Genomic DNA, 20,648 nt, shown 5'->3' with positions numbered 1-20,648 from the left:
CACATGACGCACGAATTTACTCCTGACTTGCTGGTCCAAGGCTTCACCCCACCGCTTCGGTTAAAAGCCTTCAAGCTCATTGCGTTTGACATGGACTCCACTCTGATCAACATCGAATGCATCGATGAAGTGGCGGATGCCGCAGGTCGAAAAGCTGAAGTTTCAGCCATCACTGAAGCTGCCATGCGTGGTGAAATCACCGACTTCAAAGACAGCCTGCGTCGCCGCGTTCAATGGCTCAAGGGGGTACCAGAGACCGCTTTGAAAGAAGTCTTTGAACACCGGTTGCGCTTGAACCCCGGTGCGAAAAATTTGATCGATACTTGCAAAGCCCATGGCCTGAAAGTCTTGTTGGTCAGTGGTGGCTTCACCTTTTTTGCAGACAGAGTTTGTGGCCTTCTCAACATCGACTTTGCACGCAGCAATGTGCTCGAAATCGTTGACGGACACCTCACTGGAAAATTGGTAGACCAAGCTTGGGGGGATATTTGTGACGGTGCTGAAAAGCGAAAGATGTTGCTCCAAACCTGCTCCCAACTTGGCATCGCCCCCCAACAAGCCATCGCCATGGGCGATGGTGCCAACGACTTGTTGATGATGGGCGCGGCAGGTTTGTCGGTGGCCTACCATGCCAAACCCAAAGTTCGTGAACAGGCCATGGTGGCCATCAATGCAGGGGGATTGGATCGCTTGCTTGAAGTGCTCCAACCCTGACCCGACACCCCCGTAAATCAACACCTAAGGCCCTGAATGGTTCATCGCAAAGCTTGGTAGATCGTTTGCGCGAGCTCTGACGAAATACCATCAACTGACATCAAGTCCTGCACGCTGGCCTCTGCCACGCCGCGAGCCCCACCAAACCTTTGCAACAACTTGGCGCGCTTCTTGGGACCAATCCCCGCAATCTCTTCAAGTTTGCTGCCACCCACACGAACCTTGGCGCGCGCGGCACGCATGCCCGTGATGGCAAAACGATGCGCCTCGTCACGCACTTGGGCCACCAACATCAAGGCTGCGGAGTCACGCCCCAAATACACTTTCTCACGGCCGTCGGCAAACACCAACTCTTCCAAGCCCACTTTGCGGCCCTCACCCTTTTCTACCCCCACAATGCGCGACAAGTCCAACCCCAGGGACTCAAACACCTCGCGCGCCATAGACACCTGGCCTTTGCCGCCGTCAATCAACACCAGGTCAGGCAACTTGCCCTCGCCCGCGCGCACTGCCTCGGCCAATTTGCTGTAGCGACGTGTCAGCACCTGACGCATGGCTGCGTAATCGTCCCCTGGCGTGATGCCCTCAATGTTGTAGCGCCGGTACTCACTGCCTTGCATCTTGTGGTGGTGAAACACAACGCAAGAGGCTTGGGTTGATTCGCCGGCCGTGTGCGAGATATCAAAACACTCCATGCGAAAACCATCCAAGTCCTCAGGAGCCAGATCCAGTGCGTCCACCAATGCACGTGTGCGTGCTTGTTGCGACCCTTCTTCCGCCAGCAAACGGGCCAATTGAATATCAGCGTTTTGCTGGGCCAGTTCTAACCACACCCGCCGCTGCTCTCGCGGGTTGTGCACCGCAGATATCTTCACACCGGTTTGTTCAATCAGCGCATGAATCAACTCGGGATCCACTTGATGGCTGGTGATCAGTGCGGGCGGGACGGGCACATCCAAGTAGTGTTGACTCAAAAATGCTTCCAACACTTCAACTGGCTCAGCATCCTCAACATGAACAGGAAAATAAGGACGATCTCCCAAATGTCTCCCCCCGCGCACCATCGCCAAATTCACGCAGGCCCTGCCACCTTGCACCTTGACAGCCAAGATATCCACATCTTGGTCACCGACCGTGTCCATCGCTTGGCTGTGCAGCACTTTGGACAAGGCACTCATTTGGTTGCGCAACTCCGCCGCCTGCTCAAACTCCAACTTCTGGGCATGCAACATCATGCGCTGCTCGATCGAAGTCATCACCTCTTGTGTCTCACCTCTCAGCAAACGCATCGCACTGTTCACGTCGCGTTGGTAGTCTTCGACAGTGATGTACCCCACACACGGACCCGAACAACGCTTGATTTGAAACAGCAAACAAGGTCGCGTTCGGTTGCTGAACACCGTGTCTTCGCATGTCCGCAGACGAAAAACCTTTTGCAATAATTGAATCGCCTCACGCACCGCCCACACGCTGGGATACGGTCCAAAGTAGTCATGGCGTTTGTCCACAGCGCCTCGGTAATAGACCACCCGAGGCACTTGGGCAGCGGGCAGCGCAGATGCAGGCTCTGTCGCAGAAGACGGGGACTTGGTTGGCACAGCACGGGTGAGCTTCAAGTACGGATAACTTTTGTCATCCCGAAACAAGATGTTGTATTTGGGCTTGAGCGACTTGATCAGGTTGTTTTCTAGCAGCAACGCCTCTGCTTCAGAGCGAACCACGGTGGTCTCTAGGCGCACGATCTTGCTCACCATATGCCCGATGCGCGAGCCGCCATGGTCTTTCTGAAAATAATTGGCAACCCGCTTTTTCAAACTGTTGGCCTTGCCCACGTACAGCAACTGCTCTTGCGCATCGAAATAACGGTACACACCTGGCAATGCAGGCAAGGCGGCTACTTGTTGCAACAAATCGAAGGAATGACGGTGAACGGGTTCTTCTTGCATCCCCGTATTGTGGACAATCCCACCGGTGAAACAAACCAACTGGACTTGGGATATTTTTTGCCGCGTCATCGACAACCATGGTGACTTGGGCGTTTGCTGGCGACTGTGCGCCGAACTGGGTGCGCGCGGGCACCACGTGCGCCTGTGGGTAGACGATGGTGCGGCCCTGACTTGGATGGCGCCTTCAGGCAGCCTGGGCGTGGAAGTTCGCTCTTGGGAATCCGCGTCACAGATCACCGAGGTGGGTCACGTGGTGGTTGAAGCCTTTGGTTGTTTCTTGCCCGAGACTGTTGAACGCGCCATTGCGCAACAACCCCACACAGTCTGGATCAACCTTGAATACCTCAGCGCCGAAAACTACGTCACACGCTCGCACGGCTTGCCCTCGCCTGTGATGCAGGGCCCGGCAAAAGGTTGTACCAAATGGTTTTTTTACCCTGGTTTCACACCTGGCACCGGCGGATTGCTACGCGAAGCAAACTTGGCCGCGCGGCAGCTTCAATTCGATGTTGCGGCCTGGCGATCAGCCATGAGCGGCCAACAAGCCATCCGTGCCCAAGAGCGTTGGATCTCTTTGTTTTGCTACGAACCCCAAGGCTTGGCAGCGTTGATGCTCGAGCTCAGTCGCAGCAGCCAACCCACCCGTGTGTGCGTCACAGCGGGCCGAGCACAATCGGCGACAAATCAGGCCTGTCAAGCACTGGGATGGCCATTGTTTGGCACCGATCGTCTGCACATCACCCCATTGCCGCACTTGAGCCAAACCGAGTTCGACCATTTGCTGTGGGCTTGTGACCTGAACTTTGTGCGAGGCGAAGACTCTTTGGTTCGCGCCCTGTGGGCCGGCAAACCCTTGGTCTGGCACATCTACCCACAACATGATTTGGCACACCACGACAAACTCCGTGCGTTCTTCAACACCACCCACATGCCCAACAGCCTGCGTCGCGTGCATGAGGTGTGGAATGGCATCTCCTCCGCATCCGTGCTGGATTGGCCTGACACAGAACCCACGGATTGGGCGGCATGGGGCCAAACCTGCCGCAACGACTTGACGGCTCAACCAGATTTGTGCACCCAGTTGGTCAACTGGGTGGAGCAACGGCGTGTGCGCTGAGAAAACGGCTAAAATCTGTTGCTTGGTTAGCCCTGCTCAGCTTGAGTTGCTTTGGGGCCCTATTTCACTCAACTACCCCTTTATCTTATGAAAACCGCTCAAGAAATCCGCGCAGGCAACGTCATCATGCACGGCAAAGACCCGATGGTTGTCCTTCGCACCGAGTACCAACGTGGCGGACGTGGCTCTTCCACTGTTCGCATGAAGCTCAAAAGCTTGATCGCTAACTTTGGTACCGAAGTTGTGTTCCGCGCAGACGACAAAATGGACCAAGTCATCTTGGACAAAAAAGAATGCACCTACTCGTACTTTGCTGACCCCATGTATGTGTGCATGGACACCGAGTTCAACCAATACGAAGTTGAAGCCAGCAACATGGGTGACGCACTGAACTACCTTGAAGACGGCATGTCACTTGAAGTGGTGTTCTATGACGAAAAGGCCATCTCAGTTGAACTGCCGACCAACGTGGTCCGCGAGATCACTTGGACCGAGCCTGCTGTCAAAGGTGACACATCGGGCAAGGTGCTCAAGCCAGCCAAGATCGCAACAGGCTTTGAAATTGGCGTGCCAATTTTTGTGGCACAAGGTGACAAAGTTGAAATCGACACGCGCACAGGCGAATACCGCAAGCGCGTCTAACCCGCCAACACCCATGAAAACAAAGGCTCCTTCAGGGGCCTTTTTCACACCTGAAAGAAAGTGACAACTGCTTATGGACGGAATGCTCGACCCTCACGACAGACGCCTGGCCGAAGCTTGGGAAGTTCTCAAGGCCCAGCATGAAGGAACCGATGCCCTGGTTCCCGAATCCAACCGACTGGCCTTTGCTGATCCTGAGTTTTTATTGCGACGTGAAACCCGTGGCATTCGTTTCCAACTTGAAATGCTCAAGCCAGACTTGGCGCAGCAGGCGAAGGGCATAGAGCACACTGTGGTCGTATTTGGCAGCGCCCGATTTCGCAGCGCAGAGGCGGCAGCCCAGCAACTGACCTTGGCGCAAGCTGAGGGCTCGCACGACGCCCTGTCTCGTGCGCACACGTTGGTACGTAACGCGCACTTTTACGAGCAAGCACGAGAACTTGGAAAAGTCATCACGCAGCACACCTTGGCTCAAAGCCAAGCACAGAAAATGTTCATTTGCACGGGCGGTGGCCCTGGCATCATGGAAGCTGCCAACCGGGGGGCCCATGAAGCAGGGGGCATCAGCGTGGGGCTCAACATCGCCCTGCCCCATGAACAATCACCCAACCCCTACATCACGCCAGGCCTGAGCTTCAAATTCCACTACTTCGCCCTGCGGAAAATGCATTTCATGATGCGTGCCAAAGCACTGGTCGCTTTCCCCGGTGGATTTGGCACTTTGGATGAGTTGTTTGAGACGCTGACTTTGATTCAGTGTAAAAAAGCCAAACCCGTGCCCGTGGTTCTATTCGGCACAGATTACTGGAAGCGCCTGCTCAACCTCCAAGTTCTAGTAGAAGAAGGCGCGGTATCAGCTGAGGATTTGGAACTGTTTCAATACGTCGACAGCGTGGATGACGCGTGGCAAGTCATCCGTTCTTTTTACCAATTCTGAGCAAATAAGCGCTGCGCGAACCCAGCCCTACCAAGGCTGATACAGACCAAAACACCCCCCCGATCCCGATCACCGCGCCTGCCGCACCAAACACAATGGGCATCACCACACTCGATGCATTGATACCCATCAAGCGCAAGCCAATGGCTTCGCCGTGTCGCGACTCGGGTGTGATTTGATGCAAGGTACTCATCACCATGGGCTGCACAGAGCCCAGTGAAAACCCAAGCAACACGGAACAACACCCCATGCTCAAAGCTGTGTTCATGAGGGGATAAAGCGCTAAAAACACCGAGCTGATCAACATCGCACCCGTCAGGACTTGCCACTCTTTCAAGTGAGCCACCAAAAAAGGCAAGCCAATGCGAATCAAGGCGGCAGCAATGGCAAAGGCGCCCAAGATCGAGCCAATGGCCGATGCACTCAAGCCTCGCTCATGCCCCATGATGGGCACCACAAATGTGTGCACGTCCCAGCAAGCCGACAAAAACCAATTCACCAACATCAGCCTACGAAACATCGGCGCATTCAACAAATCCCAGGCGCTGTTTTTTTCGTGCCCTTCTGGTTTGACATAGCTAGGCAGTTCGCGTGTTTTGCGTACCCAACACCAAGCCAAGAGAGGCAACAGCGCCATTGCGCCATAGGCCCATTGGAAGCCGGCATGGTCAATCAACAAACCTGCCGTGAAGGGCCCAATGAAGTTGGAAATGGCAGGCCCAATCGCCAGCCAACTGAAGGCTTGTTTGAGTTGTGTCAGGTCTTGGGCCGCACGCCCCACGTGGCGCTGCAATGCAATCACCGCAGCCCCCGTCGCCCCGCCTGTCAACAAGGCACTGACGCACAACACAGGGAATATGGGCCACAGCGCTGCCATGCCGGCACCTACAAAAGACGTCAAGACGCTCCACATCACCGGGCGTTTCAACCCATGCGTGTCGGCGTAACGCCCAGCTGGCAAGGCTAAGAAGACCTGAGTCAACGCAAACAAAGCCAGCAAGACCCCCACAGCAGCCTCGCTTTGTCCACTGCGCAAGGCCATCAAGGGAGCCGCCATGCGCATGCCGGTCATGCAGGCGTGCAAGCACACCTGTCCTGCAATCAGCTTGGCAAGTTCACGCTTCACTGTGCATCCGCGTCGTCTGGTTCGTCCAACTTGGGCAGCAAAGCCTGTGCTTCCCCTTCGGGTAAGGCCTCGACATTTTTGAGTGCACGACGCATTTGTCGACTCCGGGTATCGGCACGATCCAGTGTGTCGGCGGCTTTTTGCACTTGTTCACGCACCTTCTCCACCCAGTCCCCATAGCGCTCAAACTCGGTTTTGACAGCCCCAAGGACTTTCCAAACCTCCGAGGCTTGCTGCTCCAGGGCCAAGGTCCTAAAGCCCATGTGCAAGCTGTTGAGCATGGCCAACAGCGTGGTAGGCCCTGCCAGGGTGACACGGTAATCACGCTGCAAACTGTCCATCAAACCAGGACGGCGCAGCACCTCGGCGTACAAGCCCTCAACCGGTAAAAACAAAATTGCAAAGTCGGTGGTGTGCGGTGGCGCCAGATAGCTCTCAGCAATGCTCTTGGCTTCTGTGCGAATGCGAACCTCCAAGGCCTTGGCTGCCAATTCAGCGGCCACGGCATCGGCCCGGTCATGGGCGTCCAGCAAACGCTCGTAGTCGTCGCGCGGAAACTTGGCATCGATTGGCAACCAAACGGGGTCGCCGTCAAGTCCGCCTCGGCCCGGAAAACGAATCGCAAAATCAACCCGTTGGTTGCTGCGCGGCTTGGTTTCTACCTGTTTGGCATATTGCTCCACGGTGAGCACTTGTTCCAGCAAAGCTTCGAGTTGCACTTCGCCGAACATGCCACGGGTTTTGACATTGGTCAGCACCCTCTGCAAGCTGCCCACGCCATCAGCCAGTTTTTGCATTTGGCCTAAGCCGTTGTGTACCTGCTCAAGTCGTTCTGCCACCTGCTTGAAACTCTCTGACAAGCGCTTTTCAAGCGTGGTTTGCAGCTTCTCATCGACCGTGCGACGCATTTCGTCCAGCTTTTCGGCGTTGCTGCGTTGCAGCTGTTGCAGTTGCTGGTTCAAGGTGTCGCTGATCGACTTTTGCATCAAGGTCAACTGCTGCACTTGGCTTTGCTGAAAGGTGCCCAAGCTTTGCGTCATCTCTTGGCGACCGCCTCTGGAAGCTTCGCCAATGTCATGGCGCAGTTCGCGCTCCATCCGTTCGAGCTTGTCTTGCAGACTCTGCAAACTCAGCACCCACGCCGCTTGTGCTTCGGGGTTGTCCTTGAGTCCGGAACGCCGCAGCAACACCAGCAGCAAAACGGTGTTGAACAGCCCGAACGCCAGCAACACACCAAGATCCAAACTCATGGCAGCGTGTTCAAAGGCGTCAAAGCTTTGCCTTTGGTAAAAAACGAAATCAAGTTGTCTGCGGCCAAATTGGCCATCGCCAAGCGGGTTTGAATGGAAGAGCTGGCGATGTGCGGCGTCAACACCACATTCGGGACGGTCAATAAGTCGGGATGGACCTTGGGCTCGCCTTCGAACACATCCAAACCGGCTGCAGCGATTTGACGCTCACGCAAAGCCGCTGCCAGCGCTGCATCATCCACGATACCGCCGCGCGCGATGTTGACCAAGGTCGCGGTCGGCTTCATGAGTGCCAACTCTGCCGCGCCGATGGTGTGGTGAGAAGCCGCCGAATACGGCACTACCAACATCACGTGGTCGGCACTGCGAAGCAGCTCTTCTTTGCTCACGTAAAGGGCTTTGCATTCGGCCTCCAACTCAGGCGACAAGCGTGAACGGTTGTGATAAATCACGTTCATGCCAAAGCCGTGCGCACCACGACGTGCAATGGCCTGACCAATGCGGCCCATGCCCAAAATACCCATGGTGCTGCCATGCACTTCGGTGCCGGCAAACATGTCGTAGCGCCATTGCTTCCATTCGCCACGGCGTAAATAGTGTTCACTTTCGGTCATGCGCCGCGCTGTGGCCATGAGCAGGGCAAAACCAAAGTCTGCCGTTGTCTCTGTCAACACATCAGGCGTGTTGGAGGCCAAAACGCCGCGAGAGGTCATGGCAGGCACGTCAAAATTATTGAACCCCACCGCCATGTTGGCGCACATCTTGAGGTTCGGGCAAGCCGACAACACCTCGGCATCCACCGGGTCCGTTCCAGTGGTGAAAGCCCCCGCATGTTGGGCCAGTGCAGAGGTCCAAGTTGCCTTGGTCCAGGGTTGATCGGCTTGGTTGTGGGTGACATCAAAATGCTCACCCAGGCGCTGGATGATGCTGTCAAAGATGGGACGCGCAACAATGATTTTGGGTTTCATACCAGGTCTTTCTCAGTGAATGAAGGGGTGGGGGTCAAGGCAAGCATATTCAGTTTTTGAGCCCACCACGGCGTGATCGCAGGCAACAAAGTCAAAGTCCAAATCACCACCCAGGCTGTCAGGGGTAAGAGAAGTGACAAGTCGGGAAGCTGCGCCAGCGTGATGACGGCCAACACCACCGGAATAACGCCCGTCTCTCGGACTGCACAGACAAAAAGTTTTTCTCGCCACGTGATGTGTGTGGGCCACAAAGACACCCAAACAGCCACCGGGCGTGCCACGAACATCAACAGCAACGAGACACAGAATCCGAGCCACGCGGTCTCCAGCAAGGCATCGATCGCAACAAAGGGCCCCATCATCATGAAGACAGTGGGCTTGGCCACACTTTCAATCTTCACTTCCATGCTGCGCAGCAATCCATGAAAGTGGTGAGAGCCGTGGTTGAAATTGGCCAACAAGCCCGCCACAAAGGCTGCTAGAAAACCATTGCCATCGATGGCTTGTGCCAAAGCAAAGGTGGCCAAGGGAACAGCCAACACAATGGCAAAGTCATAGGGTTTGTCGTTTTCGCCTTGACGCAGGGGGTTCGACTTGTAACGTTCAAAAACAAACATGCCGAACCAACCCGCACATCCGGCTGACACGCCAAAGATCAATTGCTGGCCCAGGTGGTTCAAATTGTCGCCACTGAACAACCCAGCACCCAACTGAACCATGCCAGTGGGCTCAACGCCGGTGTAGATCATCAAGCAAACGGCCCCGGTGAAAATGGCGCCCACGGCATCGTTCAAAGCACTTTCAGCAACAGACAAGTGCGTCACCCGCTGGTAGTGCTTTTTAAAAACCAAGCGTTTGAGCGTTGGAATCAATGCAGCCGGATCGGTAGACCCCAAGATGGCCGACAACAACGCGGCGGTTCGACCGTCTAAACCCAGCGCGGCCAGCAAACCAAACATCACAAAAAAAGTCACCAAATACCCCACCACGGCCAGCATCAGAGTGGGAAAGGCAATTTGCAAAAAGACTTTGCGTTCAATCTCATCGCCCCCAGATTTGAGGATGATCGCGGCCATTGCCGTACACACCACGACCGACAAGGTCAACTGCGAAGCCAGTGGAGACAGCGCATCGTGCAAAACGATGCCAACCAACAATTGAAGCGTGAAACTTGGCAACACCGTGCCTTCTGCGGCTTTGCTGCTGGCCCATCCAAACAACAAAAACACACTGATACACCACAGAGACAAAGCCATGGGTGCCTCAACACCAGGCAAATGTTGTAAGTGATCCAGCACGCCAGGGGCCACACGGTTCAGAGCCCATGCCAAGCCAAACAGCACAGCAACTTTGACGTAGTTCATGTGCCGTGCTCAGACCGGTGGCTCAATGTCAAAAACTTGCCGCAGATAAGCCAAATACTTCTGGTCTTCGCACATGTTTTTAGAGGGGGTATCCGACAACTTGGCCACAGGCTGACCATTGCACTGGACCATTTTGATGACGATTTGCAGCGGCTCATAGCCCAAGTCGTTGGTCAAGTTGGTACCGATGCCAAACGCCAACTGGCACCGGCCTCGGAACTGTTGGTACAACGCGATGATGCGTTCCACCGTCAAGCCATCGCTGAAGATCAGGGTCTTGGTGAGTGGGTCCACGCGGTTCTTGCGGTAGTGCGCAATCATGCGTTCACCCCAAGTGAACGGGTCTCCGCTGTCATGGCGCGCACCATCGAACAACTTGCAAAAGTACATGTCAAAGTCGCGCAAGAACGGCTCAATGCCATAGACATCGCTCAGCGCAATTCCGAGGTCTCCACGGTACTCACGCGCCCAGGTTTCAAAACCAAACACCTGGCTGTCACGCAGGCGCGGGCCCAAGGCTTGGCAGGCCTGCAAGTACTCGTGCGCCATGGTGCCCAAAGGCGTGAGGTTGAGTTTCATGGCGAACAAAGCATTGCTGGTGCCTGCAAACTGACCTTGACCGGCTGTTCCCAATTTGGCGCTGAGCACCCGCAACAATTCTTCATGCCAAGCCTTTGAAAATCGCCGGCGTGTGCCGTAGTCCGCAATTTTCAAATCGCTCAAGCGTTCCGCATGCAAGGCCTCAATCTTTTGATCCAGGCGTTTACGCCCCTCTACAAAATCCGGCACTTTTTGTGTGTTTCGGAAATACACCTCATTGACGATGGCCAACACCGGAATTTCAAACAAGATCGTGTGCAACCAAGGCCCTTGAATGCTGATGTCAATTTCTCCATCGGCCAGTGCTTTCACCTCAATGTATTTTTCATTCAAGCGAAAGAGCCCCAAAAAATCCACGAAGTCGCTCTTGATGAAACGCAATGAGCGCAGCCACGCAAGCTCTGCATCTTGAAAATGCAAACTGCACAGCGAGCGAATTTCATCGCGGATTTCTTGCACGTAGGGGGCGAGTTGCACACCGGGGTTGCGGCACTTGAATTTATAAGAAACCTGCGCACTCGGAAACTGATGCAACACCGCTTGCATCATGGTGAACTTGTACAAGTCGGTGTCGAGCAGGCTCGTGATGATCATGACGCTCAGTCCACCCAGTGGGTGAACTCTTCCACCGGCACACGCGGGGTGGCAAACGTGTTGACTTTGTCGCCGTCATCGGCCCAACCCAAGGACATGCCGCACACCATGCGTTCCCCTTCACCGGCACCGATGTGCGGCAAGATGGTGTTGTGGAACGCATTCCATGCGGCCTGTGGACAGGTGTGCAAACCACGCGCACGCGCAGCCAACATGATGTTTTGCAAAAACATACCGTAATCCAGCAAAGAGCCTCGCCCCATGATGGGGTCGATGGTGAACATCAAGCCCACGGGCGCGTCAAAGAAGCGGAAGTTACGCTGCTGCTGCAGGTGCATCTTGTCCTTGTCGGCCTTACCAATACCAAGCAAACCGTACAAACTCCAGCCGTTCTCACGGCGTCGATCAATGTAAGGACTGACCCATTGCGTCGGGTAATAGTCATACTGCTCTTGGTAATTTTTAGCCAACTCGGGGTTGGCACGCAGGGCATCATGCTCGGCGCAGACCTTGTCAACCAAGCTGTCGCGACTGGCACCTTGCAACACATAGACTTTCCAAGGTTGCGTGTTGGTACCCGATGGTGCACGGCTGGCCACCTGCAAAATCTCGCTGATCAACGCACGTGGCACAGGTTGTGAGGTGAAGGCGCGCGCTGACATGCGCGACGTGATGGCATGGTCGACGGCGCTGGCGTCGCTGGGGGTTTGCATAGCACTCATACAAGTTTCTCCAAAACTGTTTTCAAATTCGAAGGCAATGCCTTAACAGGGCGGCGGTCTTTCTTGTCGACATAGACGTGCACGAAATGTCCCCGGGCTGCGCACAGATCTTCGCCCTGCGCAAACAAACCCACTTCGTAGCGAACACTCGAGGCACCGATGCGCGCTACGCGGATTCCGGCCTCCACCACTTGCGGAAATGCCAGCGATGAAAAGTAGTTGCAATGGGTTTCAATCACCAAACCAATCGTCTCGCCATGGTGAATGTCCAGGGCGCCTTGTTCAATCAAATGGGCATTGACCGCAGTATCAAACCAGCTGTAATACACCACATTGTTGACGTGGCCGTACACATCGTTGTCCATCCAACGGGTGTCAATGCGGCGAAAGACTTTGAAAGTGCTTCGCGCCTGGGCTTGAATTCGGTCATGAGAGGTTTGTGTCATCGCGCCCGATTTTGCCAGCCCTGCCAGTACGCCTGGGCGACACGGTAGGTATTGACTTGCACCTGAACCGTGTCCTCAATCACACGTCCATACCCGCCAGCCATGGCAAAGGCCAAGGGCACACGGCGCTGAAAAGCCCAATCAAAAACCCGCCGATCACGTGCTTCTAGGCCGTCGTAGCTCAGACGCAATCTCCCCAGCCGATCCCCCTCGTGTGGATCGGCTCCCGCCAAATAAATCACCAAACCTGGATCAAACCGCGAACTCAAATCCAACAAAGCCTGGTCCAAGGCCTGCAAATAATCGTCGTCACCACAGCCATCTGGCAACTCCACATCCAAATCGCTGCGCTCCTTGTCAAAGGGAAAATTACGTGCGCCATGCATAGACAAGGTAAAGACATCCGGGTCATTGGCAAAAATAGCCGCCGTGCCATTGCCCTGGTGCACGTCCAAATCAATGATCGCCACGCGCAATGGCTGCACGTGGCTGCGCGCCCATTCCGCCTGCATCAAACGGGCAGCGACCGCGGCATCGTTGAACACACAAAAGCCACTGCCATGTTCCGCATACGCATGGTGTGTCCCACCCGCCAAATTAGCGGCAACCCCCTCGCCTCCCAACAAACTCAGACGCGCAGCCATCACGGTAGCTCCGGCCGAGCGGCGTGAACGCTCCACCATGGAAGGCGTCCAGGGAAAACCAATCTCGCGCTGGGCCGCTTCGCTGAGCGTGCCCTCGGTCACCGACTGGATGTAACCCGGTGTGTGCACCAAAGCCAATTCACCATTGCTGGCGGGCTCGGCTACGTGTAGCTCAATGGTGGGCAGTTCACGCGCCAATCGTTCACGTAGCAATGCGTACTTGGCCATTGGGAAGCGGTGCCCAGGAGGTAAGGACAGGACAAACTGGTCGGAGTAAAAGGCGCGCATGGAAGGAATGGCCAAGTGGCAATGACTGGATTGTGACCAAGGCCCCAGATCTTTCAGATTTAGAAGGCCGCCTCTAAACAAACTCAACCCGCTTGCAAAACACAGGGATAACCCTAAACTTCCACCCATGCTGCACTGCAACATGTTTTCAACCTCAAATTTTGGAGCTTCACCATGCTAAACGCCGAACAAGTCATCGCCACCAACAAAGCCAACCTGAACAACTTGTTCAGCCTGACCAACCAAGCCTTCTCAGGCGTGGAAAAACTGGTTGAACTCAACCTGACAGCTGCGCGTGCTGCACTGTCTGAATCAGCCGACCATGCCAAAGCCCTTTTGAGCGTGAAAGACGCACAAGAGTTGCTGGCCCTGCAAGCAGGTCTGCTCCAGCCTTTGGCTGAAAAAACCGCAGCTTACAGCCGTCACATCTATGACATCGCTTCCAGCACAGGCGCGGATTTGGGCAAAGCCATCGAAGCCAAAGCCACCGAAAGCCACCAAGCCGTTTTGGGTTTTGTCGACACAGCCTTGAAAAACGCGCCTGCCGGCTCTGAGTCTGCTGTCGCTTTCTTCAAGCAAGCTGTGACCGCTGGCAACAACGCTGTGGAATCGGTTCAAAAAGCTGTCAAGCAAGCCGCTGACTTGGCTGAAACCAACCTGCAAGCTGTGACAGACACCGCTGTCAAAGCCACGAAAACCGCTGCCAAAAAGCGTTAATTCGTCAACGATTGTCTCCTCGGGTCCTGTGGTCACCATCGGGTGCAGGGATCCCTTCAAGGGCCCACCGCTTGGTGGGCCCCTTTTTTTTCCACCCGACTTATTGGGCAGCTAAAGCGGCACGCAATTTAGGCAGTGCTTGCAGCATGGCAGCGCGACCGGCCTCGATGGATCGGGTGCGGGCACTGAACTCAGCGCTGCCCACATGACCTAAGGCTGGGCGCACCACCAAGTCGGCTTCTCGCAATTCAAAGGCATTGATGCTCTTACCCATGATGGTGAAGGTTTGCATCAAAATTTGAAAAATATCGCCCGTTTTGCCTGTCTCTGGTGCACTTGAAATATCTACGGCCAGCACAAACTCAGCCCCCATCTGACGGGCATAACGCACGGGAACGGGAGACACCAGGCCACCATCCACGTATTCGCGGGTGCCAATGCGAACCGGCTCAAACACCGATGGCACTGAACTAGAAGCACGCACCGCAGTCCCCACATCGCCGCGTTGGAACAACACCCCTTGGCCGGAATGCAAATCGGTGGCGACGATCCCCAAGGGAATTCTGAGCTCTTCTATCCGCCGCCCTCCCGTCTGGGCGCTGACATAGCGCGCCAAGGCGTCGCCGCGCATCATGCCTCGCCCCAACAGCGGCACCGTCCAGTCGGTGATCGAGGCCTCCTCCATCGTTTCAGCGACCACCTGAAGCTGGGCCCCGGTCTTGCCACTGGCATACAGCGCAGCCACCACGCTGCCCGCAGACGTTCCCACCACCAAATCAGCCTTGATCCCCGCCTCTTCCAACACTTGCAACACGCCGACGTGTGCGAACCCGCGTGCAGCCCCTCCACCCAACGCCAAGCCCAAACGCGGCGGGCGCTTAGGCAGAGGCACGTCCGCTGCAGGGGCAACGGGCAAGGTCTTCGAGTCCGTCACGGGAGCCACAGGCCCGGGGGTGGTGCAAGCAGTCAGCGCGACAACGCACACCCACAGCAAAGCAAAGCGCAGCTTGTGCTGTGCGCGGTCAAAGAAGTTAGAAGAAAAGGTCATCACATTCAGGTTGGCATGCATTCATCTGCCATTGTCCGGGAAGCTGCGCTTGGCAGATAATTGACGTTAACGTAAACGTCAACCATTCAACGCAAAAGGTTTTTTATGGACATCCAGGGCAAGGTATTCATCGTGACAGGCGGCGCGTCAGGCTTGGGCGAGGGCACAGCCCGCGCCTTGGCTGCAAGGGGCGGCAAAGTGGTGATAGCCGACATGCAATCAGACAAGGGCCAAGCTGTGGCCAAAGACATCGGCGGCGCTTATGTCCAATGCGATGTCAGCAGTGAGACCGATGGACAAGCCGCAGTTGACCAAGCGGTCTCCATGGGCAAATTGATGGGCTTGGTCAACTGCGCAGGCATTGCCCCGGCCGAAAAAACCGTGGGCAAAAACGGAGCACACAGTTTGAGCGTCTACACAAAAACCATCATGGTCAACTTGGTGGGCAGCTTCAACATGATCCGCTTGGCGGCTGACGCCATGTGCAACAACGAACCCGAAGCCACGGGTGAGCGCGGTGTGCTGATCTCCACGGCCTCGGTTGCCGCTTATGACGGGCAAATTGGCCAAGCGGCTTACAGCGCGTCCAAGGGTGGTGTGGTGGGCATGACCCTGCCCATCGCACGCGACCTGGCACGCAACGGCATTCGCAACATGACCATTGCGCCCGGCATCTTTGGCACCCCCATGTTGTTTGGCATGCCCCAAGAAGTGCAAGACGCGCTGGCCGCAGGCGTGCCCTTCCCTTCCCGCTTGGGCACCCCGCAGGACTACGCCAAACTCGCACTGCATATTTTTGAAAACGACATGCTCAACGGCGAAGTGATTCGCTTGGACGGCGCCATTCGCCTCGCCCCGAAATAAAACCCAAGGCTCTGAACAAAGGGTGAAGCCTAAAATCGGGCTTCACCCTTTTTTCACATGGCCATCCCCCAATCCTTCATTCAAGAACTTCTCGCCCGCGTTGACGTGGTCGAGGTGGTGGGCCGCTATGTGCAGCTCAAAAAAGGGGGGGCCAACTTCATGGGCTTGTGCCCTTTCCACGGCGAGAAATCCCCCTCCTTTTCGGTCAGTCCAGCCAAACAATTTTTCCACTGCTTTGGCTGCGGCAAAAACGGCAACGCCATCGGCTTTTTGATGGAGCACGCCGGCATGAACTTTGTCGAAGCCGTCAAAGACCTGGCCCAAGGCGTTGGACTGCAAGTGCCTGAAGAAGACATTTCCCCCCAAGACCGCGAGCGCGCCGCCCAGCAACGTGAAAAGCAAGCCACCCTCACCGACGTGCTGGAAAAAGCCGGTGAGTCCTACCGCAAACACCTCAAGTCATCTCCCAAAGCGGTGGGCTACCTCAAAGGTCGGGGTTTGAGCGGGGAAATCGCCAAGCAATTTGGCTTGGGCTACGCCCCAGAGGGCTGGCGCAGTTTGGCGAGTGTGTTTCCGGACTACCAAGACCCGTTGTTGGCCGAAAGTGGCTTGGTCATCGTCAACCAGGAAGATGGCCAAGACGAAAAACGCTACGACCGCTTCCGAGACCGCGTGATGTTTCCAATCCGCAACGTCAAAGGCGAATGCATTGGCTTTGGCGGTCGTGTGCTGGGTGAAGGCACACCCAAGTACCTCAACTCCCCCGAAACCCCGGTGTTCAGCAAAGGCCGCGAACTCTACGGCCTGTTTGAAGCTCGCCACGCCCTCCGTGATGCGGGCTATGTGCTGGTGACCGAAGGCTACATGGACGTGGTGGCACTGGCCCAACTGGGCTTTCCCAATGCCGTGGCCACACTGGGCACCGCGTGTACTGCGGACCACGTACAAAAACTGTTTCGCTTCACCGATGCCGTGGTGTTCAGCTTTGACGGCGATGGCGCCGGCCGCCGCGCCGCACGCAAAGCCTTGGACGGCGCACTGCCCTATGCCAGCGACGTGCGCAGCGTGAAGTTTTTGTTTTTGCCCGCAGAGCATGACCCCGACAGCTACATCCGCGAATTTGGCAAAGAGGGCTTTGCCCACTGCGTGACCGAGGCCATGCCGCTGAGCCGCTTTTTGATTGAGGTGGCACGCGAAGGCTGCGACCTGCACACGGCGGAAGGCCGCGCCCACATGGCCAGCAACGCCAAGCCACTGTGGATGGCACTGCCTGAGGGCGCACTCAAACGGCAGTTGTTGGGTGAAATTGCCAGCTTGGCCGATTTGGGCACCCACGAACTGCAAGAACTTTGGCTCCCACCACAGGCAGCATCACCGGCAGCACGCTCAGGCAGTTTTCAAAAATCCAAAGATTACCGTCCACGCGAACGCAGCCCACAAAACTGGAAGCGCAGCAACGTGCGCCAAATACCCGCTGGGCGTGCCAACCATGCTGCTCGGGTGCTGCTGTCGGACATGGCCATCTGGGAAGACCTTTCCAGCGAAGACCACAACCTGCTGTGTGACTTGGCGCCACCCCACGGCCCCTTGTTTGCGTGGCTGGACCATCAGCACCACGAACACGGCCCCCAGCCCTGGGGCGCCTTGCGCGAAGGCTTGCGTGGGCACGAGAGCGAAGACTTGGCGGTTCGTGTCATGGCCACCGCATTCAGCCCCGTGCTTGACGAAGACGGCAACCTGCCCAAAGATGCGCCCACACCGCAGGCCTTGGCTCACGAAGCCCAATTAGAACTGCGCGGCATGCTCAACCGCATGTTGATTGAAAGCCTCAAAGCGCAAGAAACAGAAGCCATTGAAGCCTCCAAGAACGACCCCTCGGCCTTGCAGCGCTACCGCAGCCTGCAAACGCGCCGTCGCCAGCTCGAATCGGCGCACCTGGCGGCACAAGAAACCTGAGTTGAAAGTGCCAGCTGGAGCGGTACGGCCCTGATCGTTGGGTATAATCCATTTTTTCGGCAAGAGCGACAGCAACACCTCCGGACCGGCCAAACGTGACACACAGCGCACGACTCGCCAAATTACCGCAAGGATTGCATTCCAAATGTTCGCCCATCCCCCTTGCCTTCAATGCCCAACGTCCCCCTTTTTTACCTGCACCGGGTGATTTGGTGCTGAGTATTTGTTTCTTTGATGTCTAGGAGTATTCATGCCTGCTGACCACAAGTCCAAGAAGCCTGCCCCCAAAGTGGCCAAAACGGTAGCCAAACCAGCAGCCAAAACGACGGCCAAACCTGTCGTCAAAGCTGTTGCCAAGCCTGTCGTCAAAGCCACTGCCAAGGCAGTTACCCAAACCACCAAAAAACCCGTTGCGACACCTGCTGCCAAAACAGCAAACCAGCCAGCCACGAAAGCCAAACCAGTGCCCGCAACCAAAGCCAAAGCTGACGCCAAACCTGTCGTCGTCAAGTCCATCCCCAAAGCAGCCAAGGCCAAAGTCGAAGAACCCAAAAAGAAAGCCGCAGCTGTTGAAGGCAAGGCTGCGAAAGCTCCTGCCAAGAAAGACGGCAAAGCCAAAGCAAGCAAAGTTGCTCTCGATGAAGACATGAGCGACATCGAGGCGGACCTCGAAGTCGAAGAGGTGGCCACGACCGAAAAAGTCAAACCCCTGCGCATGAAAATCAGCAAGGCCAAAGAACGCGCCTTGATGAAAGAATTTGGTCTGGACGAGACCGTGCTGTCTGAAGAAGACATGCAAAAACGCCGTCAGCGCCTCAAAACCCTGATCAAACTGGGCAAAACACGCGGTTACCTGACCCATGGCGAAATTTCCGACCACTTGCCCGACAAGTTGGTGGACGCCGAAACCCTGGAAGTGGTGATCTCCATGTTGAACGACATGGGTGTTGCCGTCTACGAACACACCCCTGACGCAGAAACCCTGCTGCTCAACAACAACACCCCCACGGCCGCCACCGAAGAAGAAGCCGAAGAAGAGGCCGAAGCCGCCCTGTCCACCGTGGACAGCGAATTCGGCCGCACCACCGACCCCGTTCGCATGTACATGCGCGAAATGGGCACGGTGGAGCTGCTGACGCGGGAAGGTGAGATCGAAATCGCCAAACGCATCGAAGGCGGTTTGATGGACATGATGCAAGCCATCAGCGGTTCACCAGCCACCATCTCCGCCATCTTGGAAATGGCCAACGACATCCGCGAAAACAAGGTGGTGATTTCCACCGTCGTGGACGGGTTCAACAACCTCAACGAAGCCGACGACTATGTGGCCGAAGAAGACTTTGACGAGTTCGACGAAGCCGATGACGACGATGGCAAAGGCGGCTCTAAAGCCCTGACCAAGAAGCTGGAAGAACTGAAAAACCAAGCCCTGGAACACTTTGACCGCATGTCTTCGCTGTTTGAAAAACTGCGCAAGACCTACGACAAAGAAGGCTACGGAACACCTGCTTATCAAAAGGCCCAAACGGCATTGACCGAAGAGTTGATGACCATCCGCTTCACAGCCAAAACCATTGAAAAATTGTGCGAAATGGTGCGCGGTCAAGTCGACGAAGTGCGTAAAAAAGAACGCGAACTGCGCCGCATCATCGTGGACAAATGTGGCATGCCACAAGCCACCTTCGTCAAAGACTTTCCACCCAACCTGCTCAACTTGAAGTGGGTTGAAAAACAAGCTGCTGCCGGCAAGCCCTGGTCAGCCACCATGGGCCGCAACATCCCGCCCATTCAAGAGCTGCAACAAAAACTGATGGACTTGCAGTCCCGCGTGGTCGTGCCTTTGGAGCGTCTCAAAGACATCAACAAACGCATGAACGAAGGCGAGCGCAACTCGCGCAACGCCAAGAAAGAAATGATCGAAGCCAACTTGCGCCTCGTCATTTCGATCGCCAAAAAGTACACCAACCGTGGCTTGCAGTTCCTCGACCTGATCCAAGAAGGCAACATCGGTTTGATGAAAGCCGTCGACAAGTTCGAATACCGCCGTGGTTACAAGTTCTCCACTTACGCCACTTGGTGGATCCGTCAGGCCATCACGCGCTCTATCGCTGACCAGGCACGCACCATCCGCATCCCGGTCCACATGATCGAGACCATCAACAAGATGAACCGCATCAGCCGCCAACACTTGCAAGAGTTTGGCTTTGAGCCCGATGCCAGTGTCTTGGCTGAGAAGATGGAAATTCCAGAAGACAAGATCCGCAAGATCATGAAGATCGCCAAAGAGCCGATCTCGATGGAAACCCCCATCGGCGACGACGACGACAGCCACTTGGGTGACTTCATCGAAGACAGCGTCAACACCGCCCCCATCGAAGCCGCCATGCAAGCGGGCTTGCGCGATGTGGTCAAAGACATCTTGGACGGCCTCACCCCACGCGAAGCCAAAGTGCTGCGCATGCGTTTTGGCATCGAGATGACCAGCGACCACACCCTGGAAGAAGTGGGCAAGCAATTTGACGTCACGCGCGAGCGCATTCGACAAATCGAAGCCAAGGCTTTGCGCAAATTGAAGCACCCCAGCCGCAGCGACAAACTGCGCAGCTTCATCGACACGATCTAATCCTGCGCCTCCCAACCTGGCGTTGGGACACAACTAACCCCCCGCAAGCGGCCAACGCTTGGCGGGGGTTTTTCATGCGTTC

Annotated in this window: 18 protein-coding genes; 8 read left to right on the top strand and 10 right to left on the bottom strand. The window is 55.9% G+C overall.

The genetic code is table 11. The features are described 5' to 3' along the window. Window positions 1-3: 3 nt before the first annotated feature. Window positions 4-714 (top strand): phosphoserine phosphatase SerB, encoded by a 711-nt coding sequence (gene serB, locus ACKWJN_RS04405; RefSeq protein ID WP_408594891.1) that lies wholly within the window; start codon window positions 4-6, stop codon window positions 712-714. Between the two features lie 41 nt (window positions 715-755). On the opposite strand, the gene uvrC is transcribed toward serB, so the two are convergent. After that, window positions 756-2,660 (bottom strand): excinuclease ABC subunit UvrC, encoded by a 1,905-nt coding sequence (gene uvrC / locus ACKWJN_RS04400; protein ID WP_408594889.1) that lies wholly within the window; start codon window positions 2,658-2,660, stop codon window positions 756-758. A gap of 25 nt (window positions 2,661-2,685) precedes the next feature. On the opposite strand from uvrC, the gene earP reads away from it, so the two are divergent. From earP to ACKWJN_RS04385, 3 genes are all read left to right on the top strand, one after another. Continuing rightward, entirely contained in the window at window positions 2,686-3,777 is a 1,092-nt protein-coding gene (gene earP, locus ACKWJN_RS04395; protein ID WP_408594887.1) for an elongation factor P maturation arginine rhamnosyltransferase EarP, read from the top strand. Between the two features lie 87 nt (window positions 3,778-3,864). After that, complete coding sequence (gene efp, locus ACKWJN_RS04390) at window positions 3,865-4,419, top strand: elongation factor P (protein WP_408594885.1); 555 nt, start codon at window positions 3,865-3,867, stop codon at window positions 4,417-4,419. Window positions 4,420-4,492: 73 nt separating this feature from the next. Then, window positions 4,493-5,356 (top strand): TIGR00730 family Rossman fold protein, encoded by an 864-nt coding sequence (locus tag ACKWJN_RS04385; protein ID WP_408594883.1) that lies wholly within the window; start codon window positions 4,493-4,495, stop codon window positions 5,354-5,356. On the opposite strand, the gene ACKWJN_RS04380 is transcribed toward ACKWJN_RS04385, so the two are convergent. The 8 genes from ACKWJN_RS04380 to ACKWJN_RS04345 are packed head-to-tail and all read right to left on the bottom strand — an operon-like array spanning window position 5,331 to window position 13,358. Next, window positions 5,331-6,482 carry an MFS transporter gene (locus ACKWJN_RS04380; RefSeq protein ID WP_408594882.1) on the bottom strand — a complete coding sequence of 384 codons (1,152 nt, stop codon included), beginning with the start codon at window positions 6,480-6,482 and terminating at the stop codon, window positions 5,331-5,333. The genes ACKWJN_RS04385 and ACKWJN_RS04380 overlap by 26 nt on opposite strands. After that, on the bottom strand, window positions 6,479-7,732 hold the full coding sequence (locus ACKWJN_RS04375; RefSeq protein WP_408594880.1) for a DNA recombination protein RmuC: 1,254 nt from the start codon (window positions 7,730-7,732) through the stop codon (window positions 6,479-6,481). The genes ACKWJN_RS04380 and ACKWJN_RS04375 overlap by 4 nt, the downstream gene beginning before the upstream one ends. Further along, entirely contained in the window at window positions 7,729-8,700 is a 972-nt protein-coding gene (locus ACKWJN_RS04370) for a 2-hydroxyacid dehydrogenase (RefSeq protein WP_408594878.1), read from the bottom strand. Before ACKWJN_RS04370 ends, ACKWJN_RS04375 begins: the two co-directional genes overlap by 4 nt. Next, complete coding sequence (locus tag ACKWJN_RS04365) at window positions 8,697-10,064, bottom strand: cation:proton antiporter (protein WP_408594876.1); 1,368 nt, start codon at window positions 10,062-10,064, stop codon at window positions 8,697-8,699. Before ACKWJN_RS04365 ends, ACKWJN_RS04370 begins: the two co-directional genes overlap by 4 nt. Window positions 10,065-10,073: 9 nt before the next feature. Further along, a complete protein-coding gene (gene pncB, locus ACKWJN_RS04360; RefSeq protein ID WP_408594874.1) occupies window positions 10,074-11,258 on the bottom strand; it encodes a nicotinate phosphoribosyltransferase in 1,185 nt (394 codons plus the stop codon). A gap of 5 nt (window positions 11,259-11,263) precedes the next feature. Then, window positions 11,264-11,980, bottom strand: coding sequence for a nitroreductase (locus tag ACKWJN_RS04355; RefSeq protein WP_408594872.1), 717 nt, complete (start codon window positions 11,978-11,980; stop codon window positions 11,264-11,266). Continuing rightward, window positions 11,977-12,426: an acyl-CoA thioesterase gene (locus ACKWJN_RS04350; protein ID WP_408594870.1), complete on the bottom strand. Its 450-nt coding sequence runs from the start codon at window positions 12,424-12,426 to the stop codon at window positions 11,977-11,979. Before ACKWJN_RS04350 ends, ACKWJN_RS04355 begins: the two co-directional genes overlap by 4 nt. Beyond that, window positions 12,423-13,358 carry a histone deacetylase gene (locus tag ACKWJN_RS04345; RefSeq protein WP_408594868.1) on the bottom strand — a complete coding sequence of 312 codons (936 nt, stop codon included), beginning with the start codon at window positions 13,356-13,358 and terminating at the stop codon, window positions 12,423-12,425. Before ACKWJN_RS04345 ends, ACKWJN_RS04350 begins: the two co-directional genes overlap by 4 nt. A gap of 174 nt (window positions 13,359-13,532) precedes the next feature. On the opposite strand from ACKWJN_RS04345, the gene ACKWJN_RS04340 reads away from it, so the two are divergent. Continuing rightward, window positions 13,533-14,075 (top strand): phasin family protein, encoded by a 543-nt coding sequence (locus tag ACKWJN_RS04340; RefSeq protein WP_408594867.1) that lies wholly within the window; start codon window positions 13,533-13,535, stop codon window positions 14,073-14,075. Window positions 14,076-14,175: 100 nt separating this feature from the next. Here ACKWJN_RS04340 and ACKWJN_RS04335 read toward each other — a convergent pair whose 3' ends face one another. Continuing rightward, window positions 14,176-15,123 (bottom strand): patatin-like phospholipase family protein, encoded by a 948-nt coding sequence (locus ACKWJN_RS04335; protein WP_408594865.1) that lies wholly within the window; start codon window positions 15,121-15,123, stop codon window positions 14,176-14,178. Window positions 15,124-15,228: 105 nt separating this feature from the next. On the opposite strand from ACKWJN_RS04335, the gene ACKWJN_RS04330 reads away from it, so the two are divergent. The 3 genes from ACKWJN_RS04330 (at window position 15,229) to rpoD (ending at window position 20,566) form a co-directional block, all read left to right on the top strand. After that, a complete protein-coding gene (locus tag ACKWJN_RS04330) occupies window positions 15,229-15,987 on the top strand; it encodes a 3-hydroxyacyl-CoA dehydrogenase (RefSeq protein ID WP_408594863.1) in 759 nt (252 codons plus the stop codon). 57 nt (window positions 15,988-16,044) lie between these two features. Further along, window positions 16,045-17,943, top strand: coding sequence for a DNA primase (dnaG, locus tag ACKWJN_RS04325; RefSeq protein ID WP_408594861.1), 1,899 nt, complete (start codon window positions 16,045-16,047; stop codon window positions 17,941-17,943). A 250-nt stretch (window positions 17,944-18,193) separates the two neighbouring features. Next, a complete protein-coding gene (gene rpoD / locus ACKWJN_RS04320; RefSeq protein WP_408594860.1) occupies window positions 18,194-20,566 on the top strand; it encodes an RNA polymerase sigma factor RpoD in 2,373 nt (790 codons plus the stop codon). Window positions 20,567-20,648: the final 82 nt, after the last annotated feature.

It is taken from the genome of Limnohabitans sp. (assembly GCF_046052825.1).
Classification (GTDB): Bacteria; Pseudomonadota; Gammaproteobacteria; order Burkholderiales; family Burkholderiaceae_C; genus Limnohabitans.
The sequence above is the reverse complement of the archived record's forward strand: the minus strand, read 5'-3'. Positions and strand labels throughout refer to the sequence as shown.

Bases quoted from the DNA above. Each gene is read 5' to 3' on its own strand.
- serB (WP_408594891.1), top strand. From the start codon at position 4: ATGACGCACGAATTTACTCCTGACTTGCTGGTCCAAGGCTTCACCCCA.
- uvrC (WP_408594889.1), bottom strand. From the start codon at position 2,660: ATGCAAGAAGAACCCGTTCACCGTCATTCCTTCGATTTGTTGCAACAA.
- efp (WP_408594885.1), top strand. From the start codon at position 3,865: ATGAAAACCGCTCAAGAAATCCGCGCAGGCAACGTCATCATGCACGGC.
- ACKWJN_RS04385 (WP_408594883.1), top strand. From the start codon at position 4,493: ATGGACGGAATGCTCGACCCTCACGACAGACGCCTGGCCGAAGCTTGG.
- ACKWJN_RS04375 (WP_408594880.1), bottom strand. From the start codon at position 7,732: ATGAGTTTGGATCTTGGTGTGTTGCTGGCGTTCGGGCTGTTCAACACC.
- ACKWJN_RS04370 (WP_408594878.1), bottom strand. From the start codon at position 8,700: ATGAAACCCAAAATCATTGTTGCGCGTCCCATCTTTGACAGCATCATC.
- ACKWJN_RS04365 (WP_408594876.1), bottom strand. From the start codon at position 10,064: ATGAACTACGTCAAAGTTGCTGTGCTGTTTGGCTTGGCATGGGCTCTG.
- pncB (WP_408594874.1), bottom strand. From the start codon at position 11,258: ATGATCATCACGAGCCTGCTCGACACCGACTTGTACAAGTTCACCATG.
- ACKWJN_RS04355 (WP_408594872.1), bottom strand. From the start codon at position 11,980: ATGAGTGCTATGCAAACCCCCAGCGACGCCAGCGCCGTCGACCATGCC.
- ACKWJN_RS04350 (WP_408594870.1), bottom strand. From the start codon at position 12,426: ATGACACAAACCTCTCATGACCGAATTCAAGCCCAGGCGCGAAGCACT.
- ACKWJN_RS04345 (WP_408594868.1), bottom strand. From the start codon at position 13,358: ATGCGCGCCTTTTACTCCGACCAGTTTGTCCTGTCCTTACCTCCTGGG.
- ACKWJN_RS04340 (WP_408594867.1), top strand. From the start codon at position 13,533: ATGCTAAACGCCGAACAAGTCATCGCCACCAACAAAGCCAACCTGAAC.
- ACKWJN_RS04335 (WP_408594865.1), bottom strand. From the start codon at position 15,123: ATGACCTTTTCTTCTAACTTCTTTGACCGCGCACAGCACAAGCTGCGC.
- ACKWJN_RS04330 (WP_408594863.1), top strand. From the start codon at position 15,229: ATGGACATCCAGGGCAAGGTATTCATCGTGACAGGCGGCGCGTCAGGC.
- dnaG (WP_408594861.1), top strand. From the start codon at position 16,045: ATGGCCATCCCCCAATCCTTCATTCAAGAACTTCTCGCCCGCGTTGAC.
- rpoD (WP_408594860.1), top strand. From the start codon at position 18,194: ATGCCTGCTGACCACAAGTCCAAGAAGCCTGCCCCCAAAGTGGCCAAA.